We start from the raw sequence: 17,861 nt of genomic DNA, 5'->3' as shown, positions 1-17,861 counted from the left end.
GTCAGACCTGCGGCAGCGTGTACGGCGCGCGATACTCGCGCGTGAGCAGCGCGTTGGCCGCCGCATCGTCCACGCACAGTTCCTTGTCGGCGTCCCACGTGAGCTTGCGTCCCGTCCGGTAGGCGACGTTGCCGAGCAGGCACATCGCCGTGGACAGATGACCGAGCTCGACGTCGGAGTTCGGCCGCTGGCGCGACCGCATGCAGTCGAGGAAGTTGCGGATGTGCGACAGGTTCTGATCGGATGAGGGGGCACGAACGGCTGCCGTCCTGGCGCGCGAGGCACCCGCCCACTCGCGCTTCCATACCGGCAGGCTCGGCTGCTGTTCGCTGAGATACGACGGCGTCGGCACCTTCTGCGTGCCGGCCGTCTCGGGAATCACCTCGAACCCGCTGCGGTCGAGGAACAACGTGGCGTCGGTGCCGTAGAATTCGACGCCGTAGCCACGGTTGGCGCCGTTGTACGCGTTGCCCGATCGATTGCTGTACGTGCAGACAAAGCCCGGGAACTCGTAGATGGCGTCGATGGTGTCTGGCGTCTCGCGATTGTCGTCGAGCACGAAGTTGCCGCCCACGGCATACACCGTCTTCGGCGCGCGCTGCTGCATGCCCCAGAGTGCGAGGTCGAGCAGGTGGACGCCCCAGTCGGTCATCATGCCGCCCGCATAGTCCCAGAACCAGCGGAACTGGAAGATGAATCGGTTGGCGTTGAACGGTACGACGGGTGCCGGGCCGAGCCACGCATCCCAGTCGAGTCCGGCAGGCGGTGCGCCATTGGCGGGACGTCCGAGGCCGGCGGGGGCCTGATTGCCCACGTTCCATGCGTGGATGCGATGGATCGTTCCGAGCGCGCCCGACTGCACGATCCGGATCGCCTCCTGGAAATGCAGGCCGGAACGCTGCTGCGTGCCCACCTGCACCACGCGATCGAACTTGCGCGCGGCGGCCACCATCGCGCGCCCTTCCGTGACGTTGTGCGAGATGGGCTTCTCGACGTACACGTCCTTGCCCGATTGACACGCGAGCATCATCGGGATGGCGTGCCAGTGGTCGACCGTGGCGACGATGACGGCATCGAGGTCCTGGCGGTCGATCACGCGCCGGTAGTCGGCTTCCATCGACGCCGCGCCGCCCGTCTGCTTCTCCGTCATGCGCTGGGCGCGTCGTCGATTGACGTCCCACACGTCGCACACGGTCACGATCTGCACGTCGTCGTGCTGCTGGAAGTTGTTCAGATGCGATCGGCCCATCCCGCCGACGCCGATCGAGCCGATGCGGATGCGGTCGTTGGCGCCGAGCACGCGTTGACGGCTGGCGGCGGTCTGGGCGAGCACTGGCGTACCGGCGACCAGGCCGCCGGCGACGCCGGCGGCAGCGGAGGAGACGAAGGAACGTCGGCTGATGGACATCAGAAGGTCACCAGGTCGGAGATCGTGATGGGCCGGTTCTCTTCACAGCTGCGGCGCGCGGCGATGCCGGTGAGCGCCGACATGGCGCCGGCGCGCGAATCGGGAATACGCAGGTGATCGGCCACCTGGGGACGACGGAAGATCAGGTTCCGCAGCGCGTCGTCTGCGCCCCCGTGCTCGCCCGCGACCGTCGGCACGTCGACCGCGGTTCGCGTGCCGCCCTTGATCACGTACACCTCCGTCTGCCGCGGTACGTCGAAGGGCTGCGTGGCGTAGTCGCGAATCTCTATCCGGCCGAAGTCGCCGTTGAAGGCGAGGGAGTGGCCTTCGATCGGCAGGTAGGCGTTGAGCGAGTACGACAGGATGACGTCGTTGCTGTACTTGATCGTCGCCGTCATCGTGTCGTAGGTCGTCACTTCCGGCCGGAACACGCACGCGTCACGCAGGTAGCCGTCTGCCGCCTCGACCTCGCCGCCATACAACCGCATCGCCGACGCCGACTTCGTCATGTCCCAGTAGAACGTGCACGCCGTCGTGTGCTGACACGACCGGCAGTTCTTCGCGCGGTACGGACCCGCCTTGCCGTAGCGCTTGATGTCGCCGTAGGCCTGCACCTGCACCGGTTCGGCATCGAGCAGCCAGTTGACGTAGTCGAAGTGGTGGGTCGCCTTGTGGACCCACAGTGACCCGCTCTTGTCCTTGAGCGCGTGCCAGCGGCGGAAGTAGTCGGTGCCGTGGCTCGTGTCGAGATACCAGTGGAAGTCGACCGAGCGGATCGGTCCGATCGGCTGCGACAGGAGCAGTTCCTTGATCCGCACGTGGGCTGGTGCGAACCGCATGTTGTGGCCGACGATGATCTTCCTGTTGTTGCGCTTTTCGGCGTCGATGACAAGCTGCGTCTGCTTCTCGTCTGTGGTCATCGGTTTCTCGGTGATGACGTCGATGCCGAGATCGAGCGCCCGCACGATGTACTCGGCGTGGTACGCGTCGACGGTGGTGATGGCCACCACGTCGGGCCGCGCCTCCTTCACCATGCGGTCGAAGTCCGTGAAGATCGGGCAAGACACGCCGATGATCTCGCGAACGACTTCGGCCCGCTTCCGATTCGGATCGCACAGCGCGACGAACTCGACCGTGTCGCCCCACTTGTCCTTGACGCCCTTGCCCCACATCCCCGAGCCGCGCCCGCCCGTGCCGACGATGGCGTAGCGGCGTCGGGGCGTGGACGTCCCGGCGTGTTGCGCGGATCGGGATGACGAGGCCCCCGCGAGCGTGGGGGCACCGGCCACGAGGCTGCCAGCGACACCTGCGGCAGCCGAGGAGACGAATGATCGGCGCGAGATGGACATCTTGGACCGGCATTGTAGCCGCCGGAGACCTCACGGTGCAGCTGCCGGACTCTGTCCGGCAGTCCGTGGCCGCCGTCCGCCGGACCAGGTCCGGCGGCTACACCTCCTGTCCACGCAGCCGTTTCGCGATGGGGTGGAGCGAATGGGCCTGCCGTGGCTGGCGGGCCCGTTCGTCGGTCGTCGATCAGAAGAACAGACGGAAGCCGACCTGCAGGTTGAGCGGTACGTTGCTCTGGGCGGTCACGACGCCGAAGTTGGCGTTGCGCGGGTCGACGTTCGGGTTCGAGAAGAACACCTGGTTGAGCGCGTTGTAGATCTCGAAGTGCAGTTGCGCCCGCACGCGCGACGTGAAGTCGAGGCGCTTCACGATCGACATGTCCATGTAGTTGAGCGCCTGGCCACGCAGGTTGGCCGGACGGCTCGGAAGCGTCTTGTAGTTCTGCGCCAGCTGGATGCGCGGGTCGTTGCGGCGCTGTGCCTCCGGGATGTCGTTGAAGTAGAACCCGCTCGTGTCGAACACCGGCTGCCCGACCGTGTCTGTCGAGTAGCTCGTGGTGAGCGCGTTGACGTCGCCGTTGTAGTAGTACGCGTAGCTGTTGGCGCTGAGTGTCAGCGGACGTCCGCTCTGCCACTGGTAGATGGCCGAGACGTTCCAGCCGCCGGCGATGAGGTCGAGCGCCTTGTTCCAGTCGTTGCCGAAGCGTCGTCCGCGGCCGAACGGCAGTTCGAGGATGCCGTTGAGCACGATGCGGTGGGGCACGTCCACGTCCGAACGCCGCTTCTCGTACGTGCTCGTGAGCGCGTCGACGGCGTTGAGCGTGAACGTCTGCTCGGTGAAGCGCGACATCGTGTACGTCGTCATGAACGAGTACCCGCCGGTGAAGCGCTTCTCCACGCGGAACTGCGCCGACTGGAAGCTGCTCGACCCGTCGTAGTTGCGGCTCAGTACCTGCGTGAACTGCGGATACGGGCGGAGCAGTTGCTGGCGCTGCACCGTCGCGGTGTTGAGGCCGGTGCCGGGCAGCAGGCCGGCGAACGGGTTGGCGACCGGCTGCGACAGGTTCGAGATGACGGCGCTGTCGCGGACGTTGCTCGTCGAGAGGAACTGCCGCGGTACGGCGTTGATGTCGGTATCCACCGTGAGGTCGTAGCCCCTGTTGCCGGTGTAGCCGGCTTCGACCACCCACTGGCCGGGCAGTTCGCGCTGCACGTTGATGGCCCAGCGCATCGCCTGCGGGCTGCGGAGATCCACGTTGGTCGTGTAGCGGCTCAGGTTCTGCCCCACGAACGTGTTCACGCCGTTGCTGTTGCCGGCTGGCTGGATCACGCCACCCGGCCATGGGTTCTGGAGGTTGGACTGGAACGTCAGGCCCTGGTTGTTCGAGACGACGATCGGCGTGGACTGCGCGAAGCCGGGCTGGAAGATCGCGTAGTCGAACATCGTCGGCACCGTGTAGATGGCCCAACCGGTGCGCAGCACCGTGCGGTCGTTGATCTGGTAGACGGCGCTCAGTCGCGGCTGCCAGTTGCCCTTGTCGGCCTTCCAGAAACCCGGATTCGCGTCGGTGGCGTAGGTGATGCCGCCAACGGGGTTGAACTGACCGGCCGGCAGTTCGGCCACGGGGTTGTTGGCGTACGCCGCACGCGCGGCGGCCGTCACCGCCAGCGTGGCGTTCGGATCGAAGCCGCGCACGTTGGCGTTGTTGATCTCGGTCGGTGCACCCTCGTACTCGTAGCGGAGCCCGAGGTTCACCGTGAGCCGGCTGTTCACCTTCCAGTCGTCCTGCACGAACACGCCCTGGTATCGCACGTGATTGGTGCGGCCCGGCGAGATCTCGATGGCGCTGTCGCTGCCCGACGGCAGGCCGAGCAGCAGCGCGGCGAGTTCCTGGCCGATGGGCGCCGAGGCCAGGCCCGTGCCGCCGTTGGTGAAGTCGCGGCCGAACTCGTAGCGGCCCGCCGCGTGGTAGGTCGGCCTGCTGACTTCGCGATAGCGGCGGAAGTCGTAGCCCAGGCGTACCGAGTGGTTGCCGAAGAACCGCGTGAGCGTGGGCTGGAACGTGGTGATGTCCATGTTGGTGCCGCCCGCGTAGGAATCGCCGAGTGGCGAGAAGACGTCGCCGGCGTACTCGATGCGCGGGAAGTACTTCGCCGCGCCGAACTGCGACGTCGCGGACGAGGAGAAGCCGAGCGTGGCCGGGTCGAAGATGTCCTGATGCTGGCGTACGTTCGGTTCCTCGAAGCGCGACCAGCTCCCGCGCAGGTTGAGCACCATCTTCGGGCTCATCGTCCAGACGTGGTCGCCCGTGACGGCGTCGTTCTTGCGATAGAGGAAGTTGCCCGTCGGGTTGATGCCGTTCTGCGCGCCGGTCCAGTTGCCGCGGTTCTCGACGCGGCTGTTGCGCGAGTAGCGCACGAACGAACGGTGGTCGTTGCTGAACTGGTGATCGCCGCGGACGTTGAAGGAGTAGAAGTCGTCGCCGCGGGCGTTCGTGCTGAGGAAGTTGTTCTGGCCCTGCGCGTTCCCCGCCTGGTTGGGCATCGGGTAGTACTTGAGGATCTCGCGTGCCACGGGGCTGAGGCGGTCAGCGGGGATGATGTTGCCGGGGAACGCGCTGCGGCGAATCTGGCCGTTCTCGACGCGCGCGGTCGCGGGGTCGTAGATCACGATGCCGAGCGGCAGGAGCGCGGAGAAATCGCCGTTGCGCTGGGCCGCCGTGGGGACCGTGTACTGGCCGGGTTCGGGGAACTTGTCGTAGAGCCACTCGACGGCCGTGAAGAAGAACGTCTTGTTCCGGCCGTTGTAGAACCCGAGGTTGACGGGCCCGCCGGCGGTGAAGCCGAAGCGCTTGTAGTCCATCTCCGCCTTCGGCTGCCCGGCGCGTTCGAGGAAGAAGTCGTTCTTGCCCAGCTTCTCGTCACGGATGTGGTAGTACGCGTCGCCGCGGTACTGGTTGGTCCCGCTCTTCATCGTCACGTTGACGGTGGCGCCGGCCGTGTGGCCCTGCTGCGCGTCGAAGGTCGCGGTCTCCACCTTGAACTCCTGCACCGCACCGGCCGGCGGGACGAACGCCACGCGCCGGCCCGTCGCCATGTTGGGCGACCCGTCGAGCGTGAACTCGTTGCCGCCGGCGGCGCCGTTGGAGGTCACTGCGGACGTGCCGCCGTTGTCGAACGCACGCGAGAACTTGAGGTCGCCGGTGTAGACGGCGCCGGCCGCGAGCCGCGTGAGCGTGAAAGGATTGCCGTCCGAGAGCGGCATCATCTGGATGCGCGCCTCGTCGATGACCTGTCCCTGCGACGCGGTGCGTGTCTCGAGCAGCGGTGCGCCGCCCGCGACGGTGATCGTCTCCTCGAGACCGCCCACTTCGAGCGTGAAGTCCAACTCGAGGCGATCGGCGATGCGCACGTCCACACCCCGGCGCTCGGCGCGCTTGAAGCCCGTGAGCTCGACGGTGATCTGATACGTGCCCGGCGTGAGAAAGGGGATGGTGTAGCGACCCTGCTCGTCGGCGACGGCCGAGTTGACGGTCCCCGTGGCGCCGTGCGTGACCGTGATGGTGGTGCCGGGCAGCGCGCCGCCCGACGAGTCGAGAACCCGCCCGGCGACAGCGCCTCGCGGATCCTGCGCGAGAAGAACGGAAGAACAGCCAAACAGGCACGCTGCGGCGAGCACCGCCGCCCGCATGCCCTTTCGTCGGTCGTACGCGAACATCCGCATTCGAGGGGCCTTTCGGAAATTTCGGATTCCAGCGCGTTCAGTCAGGGCCTGGCCGCTGAACGCCTGAACCTCTCGCTTGGCGAACAGAGGAGAACCCGCACCTCTGCCGCAACCCGTGAGACACGTGAAGCGAGTGACGCGGACTCTACGGTACGTTCGCGGGAGAGTCAATTGCGGATCCGGCAACCGGCAACCGGCAACCGGCAACCGGCAACCGGCAACCGACGGCGGCAACCGGACAGCGTTCTGCGGGAGCCCTTCCGGTTGCCGGTTGCCGATTGCCCGTTGCCGGGCAGTTCCTTCTCGCCGCATTTGCTACGATTCCCTCGATCATGTCATCGGCGACTTCTGTGGTTGACCCTCTCTCGGCGTTCGCGATTCAGGTGGATGCGCGTGACAACGTGGCCGTGGCGCGAGTGCCGGTGCCACGGGGGACGCGCGTGCAGGCCGGTGGTCGCATCGTCGACGTGCGCGACGACATCACGCCGGGGCACCGGTTCGCGCTCGTGGAGGTGCCGGCCGGCGACTTCGTGCGGCAGTACGGACAGCCCATCGGGACGTCGCTCGGCGTGGAGGCCGGCGCGCTGATTTCGCGCGCGAACATGTCCAACGACGTGCCCGTCGTGCGCGAACTCGACGAGCGGATGCAGACGCCGGCTCCCGACTATGTCCCCGAGGCGGCGCGCGCCACGTTCATGGGCTATCGACGCCCCGACGGACGCGTGGGCATCCGCAACTGGGTGCTGATCGTGCCGACGAGCATGTGCGCGGCGCACGAGGCCGTGCAGATCGCGACGGTCGCCGAGTTCACGATCTTCGACAAGGCGCGATTCCCCAACGTCGACGGCGTGGTCGCCATCCCGCACAACAAGGGATGCGGCTGCTCGGACGGATCGAACATCGAGGTGATGCTGCGCACGCTCGCGTCGTACGCGGAGCACCCCAACGTCGGCGGCGTCGTCTTCATCGGGCTCGGGTGCGAGAAGACGAACCTCACCGTGATGGAGCGGTTCCTGAACGACATGAACCGGCCGCTCAACAAGCCCGTTGCACGCATCGGGATCCAGGAAGCCGGCGGCACGCAGGGTTCGGTGAAACGCGGGCTCGAGGCGGTCGAGGCGATGCTGCCCATCGTCAATCAGATCACGCGGACCGAAGCGCCGATCAGCGAACTGTCGCTCGGCGTGAAGTGCGGGGGCTCCGACGGATTCTCGGGCCTCTCGGCCAATCCCGCACTCGGACGCGCGGCTGATGAACTCGTGCGGCAGGGCGGCACGGTACTCATCACCGAGGTCCCCGAGTTCTGCGGCGCCGAGCACATCCTCGCGTGGCGCGCGCGAGACGCCGCGACGGGGCACGCCGTCTACGAGATGGTGGACTGGTACAAGGACTACGCCTCGAAGTTCGGCACGGTCCTCAACGAGAACCCGAGCCCCGGCAACGTCGCGGGCGGACTCCTCAACATCACCATCAAGTCGCTCGGCGCCATCGCGAAGGCCGGCACGACGCGCGTGGAAGGCGTGGTCGGCTATGCCGAGCGTCCGTCGGGACGTGGGCTGTACCTGATGCAGGGCCCCGGTTACGACCAGGAGTCGACGCCGGGACTCATCGCGTCCGGCGCGCAGCTGGTCGTGTTCACCACCGGGCGTGGTACCACCATCGGCAACGCGATCGCGCCCGTGCTCAAGCTGGCCTCCAACAACGCCATCTTCGAGCGCATGAAGAACGACATCGACATGTCCGCCGGCGACGTCATCGACGGCACCGCGACGATCGACGAGGTCGGCCTCGGCGTGTTCGAGCACGTCCGCCGCGTGGCCAGCGGAGAGATCCTGGGCAAGTCCGAGGAGAACAAGCACCGCGAGTTCCAGGTCTGGGCGGAGCAGAGTGTCTCCCTCTAACGGGCTCCCGCGGTGAACGCCGTCGTCCTGACAGCGCCCGGCGTCATGGCCGTGCGCGACATCGCCGATCCGGAGATCGGCCCGCGCGACGTCCTCGTCAGGGTGACGGGCGTCGGGCTGTGCGGCACCGACTTCCACATCTTCGAAGGGCACGCCAACTACCACACCGATCGCCTCGGACGGCCCATTCCATTCGAAGAGGCGCCGCTGGTACTCGGCCACGAGATCGCCGGCGTGGTCGAGGCCTGCGGTGCGGAGGTGCGCGATCTCGCGGCAGGCGACGCCGTGGTGCTCGATCAGGGGCGCAACTGCCTCAGCGTCGGCGATGGCACGCGCTGCGAATACTGCGCGAGCGGCGACTCGCACCAGTGCGAGGCCTATGGCGAGCACGGCATCACGGGACTGCAGGGCGGCCTGGCTGACCTGATCGTGATGCCGGCCGTCAATGTCGTTCGTCGTGGCCATCAGTTGCCTGCCGATCAGGCGGCGCTCACCGAGCCGCTCGCGTGCATCATCCACGCACACGCGATGATGGAGCGATTCACGCCCGTCGCTCGCTACCGGTTGCGGACATCCGACGCCGATGCGCGCATCAGGACCGCGTTCATCGCCGGCGCCGGGCCGGCCGGACTGCTGTTCCTGCAGCACCTGCGACACGTGACGGGGTTCGACGGACGCATCGTGGTGAGCGAACCGAACCCGGCACGGCAGGCACTGGCACGGCACTACGGCGCGGACGATGTGATCGATCCGGTGCGCGACGATGTGGTGGACGCGACACTCACGCTGACGGGCGGACGGCGCGTGGAGTACCTCATCGACGCGTCGGGCAGCGCGGCCATCTTCCGCCAGATGCCGGGGCTGGTCCGCAAGCAGGCGACGGTGCTGCTGTACGCGCACGGCCAGTCCGGCGCCGACATCGGCGTCCTCAACACGCTGATGTTCCGCGAGCCGCTCCTGGTGTCGCCCGTGGGGGCATCGGGCGGATTCGACCCCGATGGGCGCCCGTCGGTGTATCGTCAGTCGCTCGAATTGCTGGAGTCAGGAACGATCGACGTGAGCCGGATCGTCACGCACCGCTACACGTCGCTCGACTCCATCCCGCACGCCTTCGCCGGCGACGACAGACGGTCGGCGGCGTATGTGAAAGGTGTATACGTGCCGGCAACGGGCAATCGGCAACCGGCAACCGGATCGTCCGACTGCACCAAGACGTAAGGCCGGGCTCGGAGAGCCGGCCCTACCCACTGGGGCGAATAAGGTAGGGTCGGCCCTCCGCCTTCGGTCAGCTCAGGGCGACCTGAGCGAAGTCGAAGGTCGGACCCGATCCCGCACGAGGTTCCAACGATGCGAATGCAGCCTGTGTGGATGTCTCTGATTCTGGCCGTCACGATGGCGGCGTGCGGGGGAGGCTCCGGGCCCGCGTCCGACGCCGACAAGAGCGGCGCGGGAACGGCGGGGTACCACGTGGCGGTGATTCCCAAGGGCACCACGCACGAGTTCTGGAACAGCATCCACGCGGGCGCGGTCAAGGCGCAGCGCGAGCTCGCGTCCAGGGGTGTGGCCGTGCGGCTCACGTGGAAGGGGCCCATTCGCGAAGACGATCGCGAGCAGCAGATCCAGGTGGTCGAAGGCTTCCTCAGCCAGGGCGTGAGCGGCGTCGTCCTCGCGCCGCTCGACGCGAGCGCGCTCGTGCGTCCGGTCCAGGAGGCGAAACGGGCCGGCATCCCCACGGTGGTCATCGACTCGGCGCTCGCATCGGATGACGCGGTGAGCTTCGTGGCGACAGACAACGAGAAGGGCGGTGCGCTCGCGGCAGACAGGCTCGGCGCGTTGCTGCAGGGCAAGGGCCGCGTGCTGGTGCTGCGCTATCAGGAAGGCTCGGCGAGCACCGAGGCGCGCGAGAGGGGCTTCCTCGATCGCCTGCGCGCTCAATACCCGGGCATCACGCTCGTGTCGTCCGATCAGTATGCCGGCCCGACGCGCGACACGGCCAAGCGAGCGTCGGAGAACCTGCTCAATCGGTTCGGCAACCAGATCGACGGTGTCTTCACGCCCAACGAGTCGTCGACGGCGGGCATGCTGCTCGCGCTTCAGGACGTGGGCAAGGCCGGTCAGATCCGCTTTGTCGGCTTCGACTCGAGCGAAGCGTTCGTCACCGCCATGCGCGCCAGGCAGCTCGATGGCGTGGTGCTCCAGAACCCGTTCGAGATGGGCTATCAGGGTGTGCTGACGATGGTCGCCCATCTTCAGGGCAACACCATCCAGCCGCGCGTCGACACAGGCGTCACCATCGTCACGCCCGACAACCTCGACACGGAGGAAGCGCGCGCACTGCTCAACCCTCCACTGGCGGAGTACCTGCAGTAGCGCGTACCCATGCTGATTCTCTCCGAGATCAGGAAGCACTTCGGGGCCACGCGGGCGCTGGACGGCGTGACGCTCGAGGTGCGGCCCGGACGGGTGCATGCGCTCGTTGGGGAGAACGGGGCCGGCAAGAGCACGCTCATGAACGTGCTGGCCGGTGGGCTCTCACCCGATGGCGGCGAGATGACGATGGAGGGGCGGGCGTATCGGCCGTCGGGCCCGCTCGAAGCGCGCGAGGCAGGCGTGGCGCTGATCCATCAGGAGCTGTCGCTGTGCGACCACCTCACCGTGGCGGAGAACATCCTGCTCGGGCGCGAGCCGCGACGTGGTGGTCGCTACGACAGACGAGCCGCGACGGCCGAAGCCGCGCGCGTGCTCGAGCCGTTCCACCATCCCGAACTGCACCCGGATCGCACCGTGGCCGATCTGCCCATCGCGGCGCGGCAGGTGGTGGAGATCTGCCGCGCGGTGTCGGCAGACGCCCGCGTGGTGTTGATGGATGAACCCACGAGCAGCCTGCCGCGCGAGGACGTGGATCGACTCTTCGCGTTGATCGGCCGCCTGCGCGCGAATGGCGTGGCCGTGGTCTACATCAGCCACTTTCTCGAAGAGGTGCGCGCGCTCGCCGACGACATCACGGTGCTGCGCGACGGCCGCACCGTGTGGACCGGCACGGCAGACGCGGTGACCGACGCGCAGATCATCGGGCACATGGTGGGGCGCGACGTCACGGACCTGTTCCCCTCGCGCCGGCAGCAACCGACCGACGCCGTGCGCCTCGACGTCAGCAGCGTCACCGTGGACGGTCGCGTCACTGACGCGTCGCTGCGCGTGCGGGCTGGTGAAGTGCTCGGCATCGCGGGGCTCGTGGGCGCGGGGCGGACCGAGCTCCTGCGCGGCATCATGGGGCTCGACCAGCAGCGTGCCGTGCGCGGCAGTCTGACAGTCAACGGTCGTGACGTGCCGCTCGACGCGCGGACGCCATGGACGCGCCTTGCCGCGGGTCTGGGATACCTCAGCGAAGACCGCAAGGGTGAGGGCCTGACGCTGCCGATGTCGCTGGCCGACAACGTCACGTGTACCCGCTACGGCAGCGTGAGCCGGCGTGGCGTGATCGACGGTACGCGCCAGCGCGATGCGGCGCAGCGCTGGCTCGATCGCCTCCGTGTGAAGGCGCGTACGCCGCTGCAGGCGATCCGCACGCTGTCGGGGGGCAACCAGCAGAAGGTCGCGCTCGGCCGCCTGCTGCACCAGGACGCGGACGTGTGGCTGCTCGACGAACCCACGCGCGGCGTCGACGTGGGCAGCAAGGTGCATCTCTACGACGCGATCGCCGAGGCCGCCGACGCGGGCTGCGCGGTGGTCATCGTCAGCTCGTACCTGCCGGAGTTGTTCGGCCTGTGTGACGCGATTGCCGTGATGAGCCGCGGGCGCCTCACGCCCGCGCGTCCGCGCGCCGAATGGACGCCTGAATCGGTGATGGCCGCGGCGATCGGAGAAGCGTGACAGTGCCGGGAATGCCGGGAATGGGGGCAATGCCGAATGACGAATGATGAATGTCGGAACGTCAGGTGTGCGGTAGCGGTTTCCGAACTGCGTTCCGGTGCCCGGCGCCCGGTGCCCGGTGCCCGGTGATCATGAACGAGACGCTTCGGCAACGGTTGTCGGCGTTGGCGCCGGTGCTGGGACTGGTGTTCGTGATCGCCGTGTTCGCGGTGATGAGCGACGATCCCGAGCAGTACCTCTCGCCACGCAATCTCCGCATCGTCTTCGCGCAGACGATCATCGTCGCGCTCGGCGCGATCGGGATGACGTTCATCATCATCAGCGGCGGCATCGACCTCGCCGTCGGATCGACGATCGCGCTGGCGGGCGTCGTGACGGCGCTCGGACTGCGTGAGGGATATCCGCCGCTCGTCGCCGTGCTCGGTGGTGTCGTGACGGGCGGCGTGGTGGGCGTGGTGAACGGCCTCGCGATCACGCGCCTGAAGGTGCTGCCCTTCATTGCCACCCTGGGCATGCTGGGCGTGGCGCGCGGCGTGGCCAAGTGGCTGGGGAACCAGCAGACGGTGAACGCGCCGGCGACGTGGGTGAACGAACTGGCCGTGACGTTCCCGAGTCCGTCATGGCTGCTCGTGGCGCCCGGCGTGTGGATCTCGCTGCTGCTCGCCGTGCTCGCGACGTTCCTGCTGCAGCGCACGGTGTTCGGCAGGCGCGTGTTCGCGCTCGGCAGCAACGAGGCCGCGGCACGCGCGTGCGGCGTGCCGACGGACAGACTCAAGGTGTGGGTCTACGGCCTCGCAGGACTGCTCTTCGGGCTCTCCGGCGTGATGCAGATGTCGCGCCTGCGCCAGGGCGATCCGACGGTGGCGATCGGCACCGAACTCGACGTGATCGCCGCCGTCGTCATCGGCGGTGGCAGCCTTGCCGGTGGCGAGGGCAGCATCTGGGGATCCCTCATCGGCGCGCTCGTGATGGCGTTCCTGCGCAACGGCAGCCAGCAGATGGGCTGGCCGAACTACGTGCAGGAAATCATCATCGGCGTGATCATCGTCCTCGCCGTCGCCGCCGACCGCGCCCGCCGCGCCAGGGGTTGAAACCCCTGGCCTCCATCTGAAAGTCCCCGACACCTGCGTGCGTGGCGGCTGAACGTGCCTGGAGTGGTAGGGCCGGCTCTCCGAGCCCGGCCGACCTAGCTGTCCGGTTGCCCGTTGCCGGTTGCCCGTTGCCGACGCTCGATCAGATTTGCGACGCCGGCATCGGCACCAGGTACGTGGACGTGGCGCCCGACATGATGCGCGCGTCCTTGTACTCCTCCTTCTGCGAGAGCACCTTCCAGTCGGGGTCGTTGCGGAACGCGGTCCAGCGCGTTTCGCGATCGGCCATGTTGTCGTAGGCGAGCATGTACTCGAACTGCGGCAGGCGCACGCCGTAGAGCGTCTGGCCGAAGAACACGGGCCTGAAGCCGACCTTCCTGAAGATCTCGAGCTCGCCGCCCGTGTCGAACATCTCGATCTTCTTCAACCCGGCTGTCTCGCCCGGCGCTTCATAGCGGCGAATCTCGAAGAGGCGCGGCCTGGCGACATCGGGCACCTGCAACTGTGGCATGCCGCTGAACGCCAGCAGCAGCGCACTCTCCACTCTGTCGAACGCGGGACGATCGGCGGGAGCGTTCAGGAACGGCGCCGCGGCGGCGACGTACGCGGAATCGCCGGCCAGGCGTGTGGCCGTCGACACGGCCGACTCCGCCGACGCGTGCGGGATGAGGACGACGGCGGTGGGTGGTTCGCCGGTGGTCACGTCGAAGAGCCCGATGGGGCCGAGGCCGAGGCGTCCGAGCGCGGGCAGCAGCACCTCCTGCAGGTACGCGCGCGTCGTGTCGCGCATGTGACCCACGCGCACGCGGTAGCGGCGCAGTTCGTACAACTGGCGAGCGGGCGCGATCGATCGGGCGGCGGCACCGCCAGACAGGGTGACGGCGGCAGCGGGCGCGGTGGTGGCGAGGAAATCGCGTCTGGTCATGGCGGTGCGTCAAGCCTACACCGCCGACCACATGCCGTAAGGTACAATCCGCCCTCCATGCCACGGTTCGCGTTCCTCCTGTGCCTGAGTGTGTGCGTGGCTGCATGTGGCGGCACGCCGTCGTCGGAGTCTGGCGCACCGAAGACGCTGCGCTTTGCGGTCATCCCGAAGGCGCTCGACATTCCCGTGTTCAACTACGCCCGCATCGGGGCGGAGCGCAAGGCGAAGGAACTCGGCAACATCGAGGTGCTCTGGCGCGGACCCGAGTCGGCCGATCAACTCCGCCAGCGTGAGGTGCTCGAGTCGTTCATCTCGCAGCGTGTGGACGGCATCGCCATCTCCTGCACCAACGGCGACTTTCTCGCGCCGATCATCGACAAGGCCATCGCTGCCGGCATCCCGGTGATCACGTGGGATGCCGATGCCCCGACATCGAAGCGCATCGCCTACTACGGCGTCGACGACTTCAAGGCCGGGCAGCGCCTCGCTACCGAAGCGGTTGCCGCGCTCGGCGGCAAGGGCAGGGTCGCGTTGATGACGAGCCTCGGCGCGTACAACCTCCAGCGACGCCTCGATGGCGTCAACGACATCCTCGAGCAGCATCCCGGCATCACCATCGTCGAGACGTTCGACGTGAAGGAAGACATCGTGCGCGCGGGTGAGGTGATCGCCACGGCCACCAACAGGTATCCCGACCTCGATGCGTGGATCACTGTGGGCGGCTGGCCGGTCATGACGCGCAACGCGCTCGCGCCCGTCGACACGGCGCGCACGCGCGTCTTCAGCTTCGACACGATTCCACCGGCGCCCGAACTGCTCAAGGCGGGGAAGGTCCACACCCTCGTCGGCCAGAAGTACTTCGGCTGGGGCAGTGAGGCCGTGCGGATCCTGGCCGAGATCAAGGCCGGCCGCATGCCCCAACAGGCCATCATCGACTCGGGCATCGACGTGGTGAACCGTGCCAACGTCGACGAGTACCTCGTCGAGTGGCACAGGCTGGAGCAGGGGCAGTAGCACTCGCGATGCCCGCGCTCGCCTTCGAGGGAATCAGCAAGGCGTTCGGCGGTGTGCGGGCCCTGCGCGGCGTGACCCTCGATGTCGCGGCCGGCGACGTGCACGCCCTGATGGGCGAGAACGGCGCGGGCAAGAGCACGTTGATGAAGATCGCGGCGGGGATCCACCGGCCCGACGAGGGGCGGCTCCTCCGCAACGGCCAACCACTGGACCTCTCGGATCCGCGCGCCGCGCTCGCGGCGGGCATCGGGCTCGTCCATCAGGAAACGCTGCTGTTTCCGAATCTAGACGTGGCGGAGAACGTCTTCGCCGGTCACGAGGTGCGCCGCGGCTGGTTCGTCGATCGCGCGGCGATGCACCAGCGCGCCGAAGCGCTGCTTGCCAGCCTGCACCTCGACGTCGATCCCGCTACGGAAGTCGGTCATCTCACGGCGGCGCAGCAGCAGTTGCTGCAGGTGGCGCGCGCGCTCGCGTTCCGTTGCGACGTCCTCATCCTCGACGAACCGACGACATCGCTCACGGATGCGGAGGTCGATCACCTGTTCGCCGTGCTGGAGCAGTTACGCAGCCGCGGCGTGACGTTGATCTACGTGTCCCACCGGCTGCCCGAGGTGTTCCGTCTGTGTCGCACCGTGTCGGTGCTGCGCGACGGCCAGCACGTGGCCACGTGGCCGCTCGAAGGACGGTCCGCGCAGGATATCGTGCGCGCTATGGTCGGCCGCGACCTCCGAACCGGTCACGGCGCCGGTCAGGTCGGCAGCCGCGTACGCCTCGAGGTGCAAGGCCTGTCGCGCCGTCCGCATTTCGACAACGTATCCCTGCAGGTGAGAGAAGGGGAGATCGTCGGACTGTTCGGCCTGATCGGCTCTGGACGCACGGAGGTGGTGGAGACGGTGTTCGGACTGTATCGTCCCGACGCGGGCACGATGGCCGTCGATGGCGAGCCGTACGCGCCGTCGACGCCAGTGGCGGCCATCCGTCGCGGCGTGGTGCTCCAGCCGGAGATGCGCCAGTCGCAGGGCCTGTTCTTCAACCTGCCGATCAGCGAGAACCTGCTGCTCGCGCGCGAGTCGGCGCGCGACGGTTGGCTGCGCCAGCCGGGGCAGGAACGCAGCGAGTGCGAGGGACTGCTGAAGCGGTGGGGCATCAAGGCCCCCTCGATCGACGTGCCGCCGGACAGTCTCAGTGGCGGTAATCAGCAGAAGGTCGTACTTGCGAAATGGCTGCTGACGTCGCCGCGCGTGCTGCTGCTCGACGAACCCACCAAGGGCGTCGACGTGGCCGCCAAACACGACATCCACCAGCTCATTCGCGAAGAAGCGGCACACGGCATGGGCTGTCTCGTCGTGTCGAGCGACCTGCCCGAACTGCTGGCACTCGCCGATCGCATCGTGGTGCTCAAGCAGGGCCGCGTACAGGGCGAGGTGCTTCGTGGGGCCACCGAGGAGGACGTGATGCACCTGGCGACTCGCGCCGAGGAGACCGGCGCGGCATGAGTACGCAGCCGACATCCAGCCGATGGACCGCGCTGCTGCGCACGCGCGAGCTGAGCACGCTGTGCATCCTGCTGCTCGAGATCGCGTTCTTCACCTGGTATCTCTGGCCCGAGGGGGGCGGCCGGCATCCGTTCCTGAACGCCGAGAACGGGCTGCTCATCCTGAAGTACTCGGCGATCTACGGCATCGCGGCCATCGGCGCGTCGATGGTGATCATCTCGGGTGGCGTGGACCTGGCACCAGGCGCCGTCATCGCGCTGACGACAGTGGTCGTCGGTCATCAGGCCGTCGTCTCGGAGTGGCCGCTCGCGGCATCGGTTCTCGCGGGGCTCGGCGTGGGCGTGCTTGCAGGTGCCGTGAGTGCAGCGCTCGTCGTCCTCGTGCGATTGCCGCCCTTCATCGCCACGCTCGGCGTCATGGGCATCACGCGCGGCCTCGCCTACATCGTCACCGAAGGCCGCTTCTTCGACGTCTCCGCGCGCGTGCCGCCTGACTGGGCACCGCTCGGCATCCCGCTCGACTGGATGGCGCCCGTCGTGATGGTGCTGCTCACGATCGTGTTCCACGTCTTCATGCGTCGCGTGCAGGCGGGTCGCGCGGTGTTCGCCGTCGGCGGCAACGAGACCGCCGCGCGCTACACGGGCATCCAGGTGGGCCGCATCAAGACCATGGTCTACATGGTCTCCGGCGTGCTCGCCGCGCTGTCGGGCGTGATCCTCGTGCTCGGACAGGGGCAGGGCAAGGCCGATCTCGCCAACGGCTACGAGCTCGACATCATCGCGTCGGCCGTCGTCGGCGGGGCGAGCCTGTCGGGTGGTCGCGGGTCTGTGGTGGGCGCCGTGCTCGGCACGCTCATCTTCGGCGTGCTGCGCAACGCGCTGCCGCAGATCCCCGGTGCCACCTTCTACGACCGCCTCATCGTCGGCCTCGTCGTCGTCGTGATCGTCGTCGTCGACCAGTTGCTCGCCCGCGGCAGCCGCCAGAGCTGACACGCTGCCGAAGGGTTGTAGGCGCGGCATTCCCGGCATTTATGTAAGACCATCATGGTCGGATATACGGCTGCTGCTGTTTGGTAGCATTCCG

At 67.6% G+C, this 17,861-nt stretch carries 12 protein-coding genes; 8 read left to right on the top strand and 4 right to left on the bottom strand.

Features of this window, described 5'->3' with window-relative positions; genetic code table 11:
- Position 1 precedes the first annotated feature (1 nt).
- From IT182_13095 to IT182_13085, 3 genes are all read right to left on the bottom strand, one after another.
- Positions 2-1,408, bottom strand: a complete 1,407-nt coding sequence (locus IT182_13095; GenBank protein ID MCC6164278.1) for a Gfo/Idh/MocA family oxidoreductase — start codon at positions 1,406-1,408, stop codon at positions 2-4.
- On the bottom strand, positions 1,408-2,757 hold the full coding sequence (locus IT182_13090; GenBank protein MCC6164277.1) for a Gfo/Idh/MocA family oxidoreductase: 1,350 nt from the start codon (positions 2,755-2,757) through the stop codon (positions 1,408-1,410). Before IT182_13090 ends, IT182_13095 begins: the two co-directional genes overlap by 1 nt.
- A 184-nt stretch (positions 2,758-2,941) precedes the next feature.
- Positions 2,942-6,478: a TonB-dependent receptor gene (locus IT182_13085; protein ID MCC6164276.1), complete on the bottom strand. Its 3,537-nt coding sequence runs from the start codon at positions 6,476-6,478 to the stop codon at positions 2,942-2,944.
- A 350-nt stretch (positions 6,479-6,828) separates the two neighbouring features.
- Between IT182_13085 and IT182_13080 the strand changes: the two genes are divergently transcribed.
- The 5 genes from IT182_13080 (at position 6,829) to IT182_13060 (ending at position 13,343) form a co-directional block, all read left to right on the top strand.
- Positions 6,829-8,379 carry an altronate dehydratase gene (locus IT182_13080; protein ID MCC6164275.1) on the top strand — a complete coding sequence of 517 codons (1,551 nt, stop codon included), beginning with the start codon at positions 6,829-6,831 and terminating at the stop codon, positions 8,377-8,379.
- 12 nt (positions 8,380-8,391) lie between these two features.
- The gene (locus IT182_13075; GenBank protein MCC6164274.1) at positions 8,392-9,597 is read left to right on the top strand and encodes an alcohol dehydrogenase catalytic domain-containing protein; all 1,206 of its coding nucleotides are present in this window, start codon (positions 8,392-8,394) and stop codon (positions 9,595-9,597) included.
- Positions 9,598-9,726: 129 nt separating this feature from the next.
- Positions 9,727-10,749 (top strand): substrate-binding domain-containing protein, encoded by a 1,023-nt coding sequence (locus IT182_13070; GenBank protein MCC6164273.1) that lies wholly within the window; start codon positions 9,727-9,729, stop codon positions 10,747-10,749.
- A 9-nt stretch (positions 10,750-10,758) separates the two neighbouring features.
- Positions 10,759-12,252, top strand: a complete 1,494-nt coding sequence (locus IT182_13065) for a sugar ABC transporter ATP-binding protein (protein ID MCC6164272.1) — start codon at positions 10,759-10,761, stop codon at positions 12,250-12,252.
- Positions 12,253-12,383: 131 nt separating this feature from the next.
- Positions 12,384-13,343 (top strand): ABC transporter permease, encoded by a 960-nt coding sequence (locus IT182_13060; protein ID MCC6164271.1) that lies wholly within the window; start codon positions 12,384-12,386, stop codon positions 13,341-13,343.
- A 142-nt stretch (positions 13,344-13,485) separates the two neighbouring features.
- Here the strand turns inward: IT182_13060 and IT182_13055 are convergent, their stop codons facing one another.
- Positions 13,486-14,268 carry an NIPSNAP family protein gene (locus tag IT182_13055; GenBank protein ID MCC6164270.1) on the bottom strand — a complete coding sequence of 261 codons (783 nt, stop codon included), beginning with the start codon at positions 14,266-14,268 and terminating at the stop codon, positions 13,486-13,488.
- Between the two features lie 57 nt (positions 14,269-14,325).
- On the opposite strand from IT182_13055, the gene IT182_13050 reads away from it, so the two are divergent.
- Genes IT182_13050 through IT182_13040 form a run of 3 tightly spaced genes read left to right on the top strand, consistent with a single transcriptional unit; the run spans position 14,326 to position 17,767 of the window.
- Complete coding sequence (locus tag IT182_13050; GenBank protein MCC6164269.1) at positions 14,326-15,282, top strand: substrate-binding domain-containing protein; 957 nt, start codon at positions 14,326-14,328, stop codon at positions 15,280-15,282.
- A gap of 8 nt (positions 15,283-15,290) precedes the next feature.
- On the top strand, positions 15,291-16,778 hold the full coding sequence (locus IT182_13045) for a sugar ABC transporter ATP-binding protein (GenBank protein MCC6164268.1): 1,488 nt from the start codon (positions 15,291-15,293) through the stop codon (positions 16,776-16,778).
- On the top strand, positions 16,775-17,767 hold the full coding sequence (locus tag IT182_13040) for an ABC transporter permease (protein ID MCC6164267.1): 993 nt from the start codon (positions 16,775-16,777) through the stop codon (positions 17,765-17,767). Before IT182_13045 ends, IT182_13040 begins: the two co-directional genes overlap by 4 nt.
- Positions 17,768-17,861: the final 94 nt, after the last annotated feature.

Source organism: Acidobacteriota bacterium, assembly GCA_020845575.1.
Lineage (GTDB): Bacteria > Acidobacteriota > Vicinamibacteria > Vicinamibacterales > Vicinamibacteraceae > Luteitalea.
Note: the sequence above shows the minus strand (reverse complement) of the source record. Positions and strands in the feature narration are given on the sequence as shown.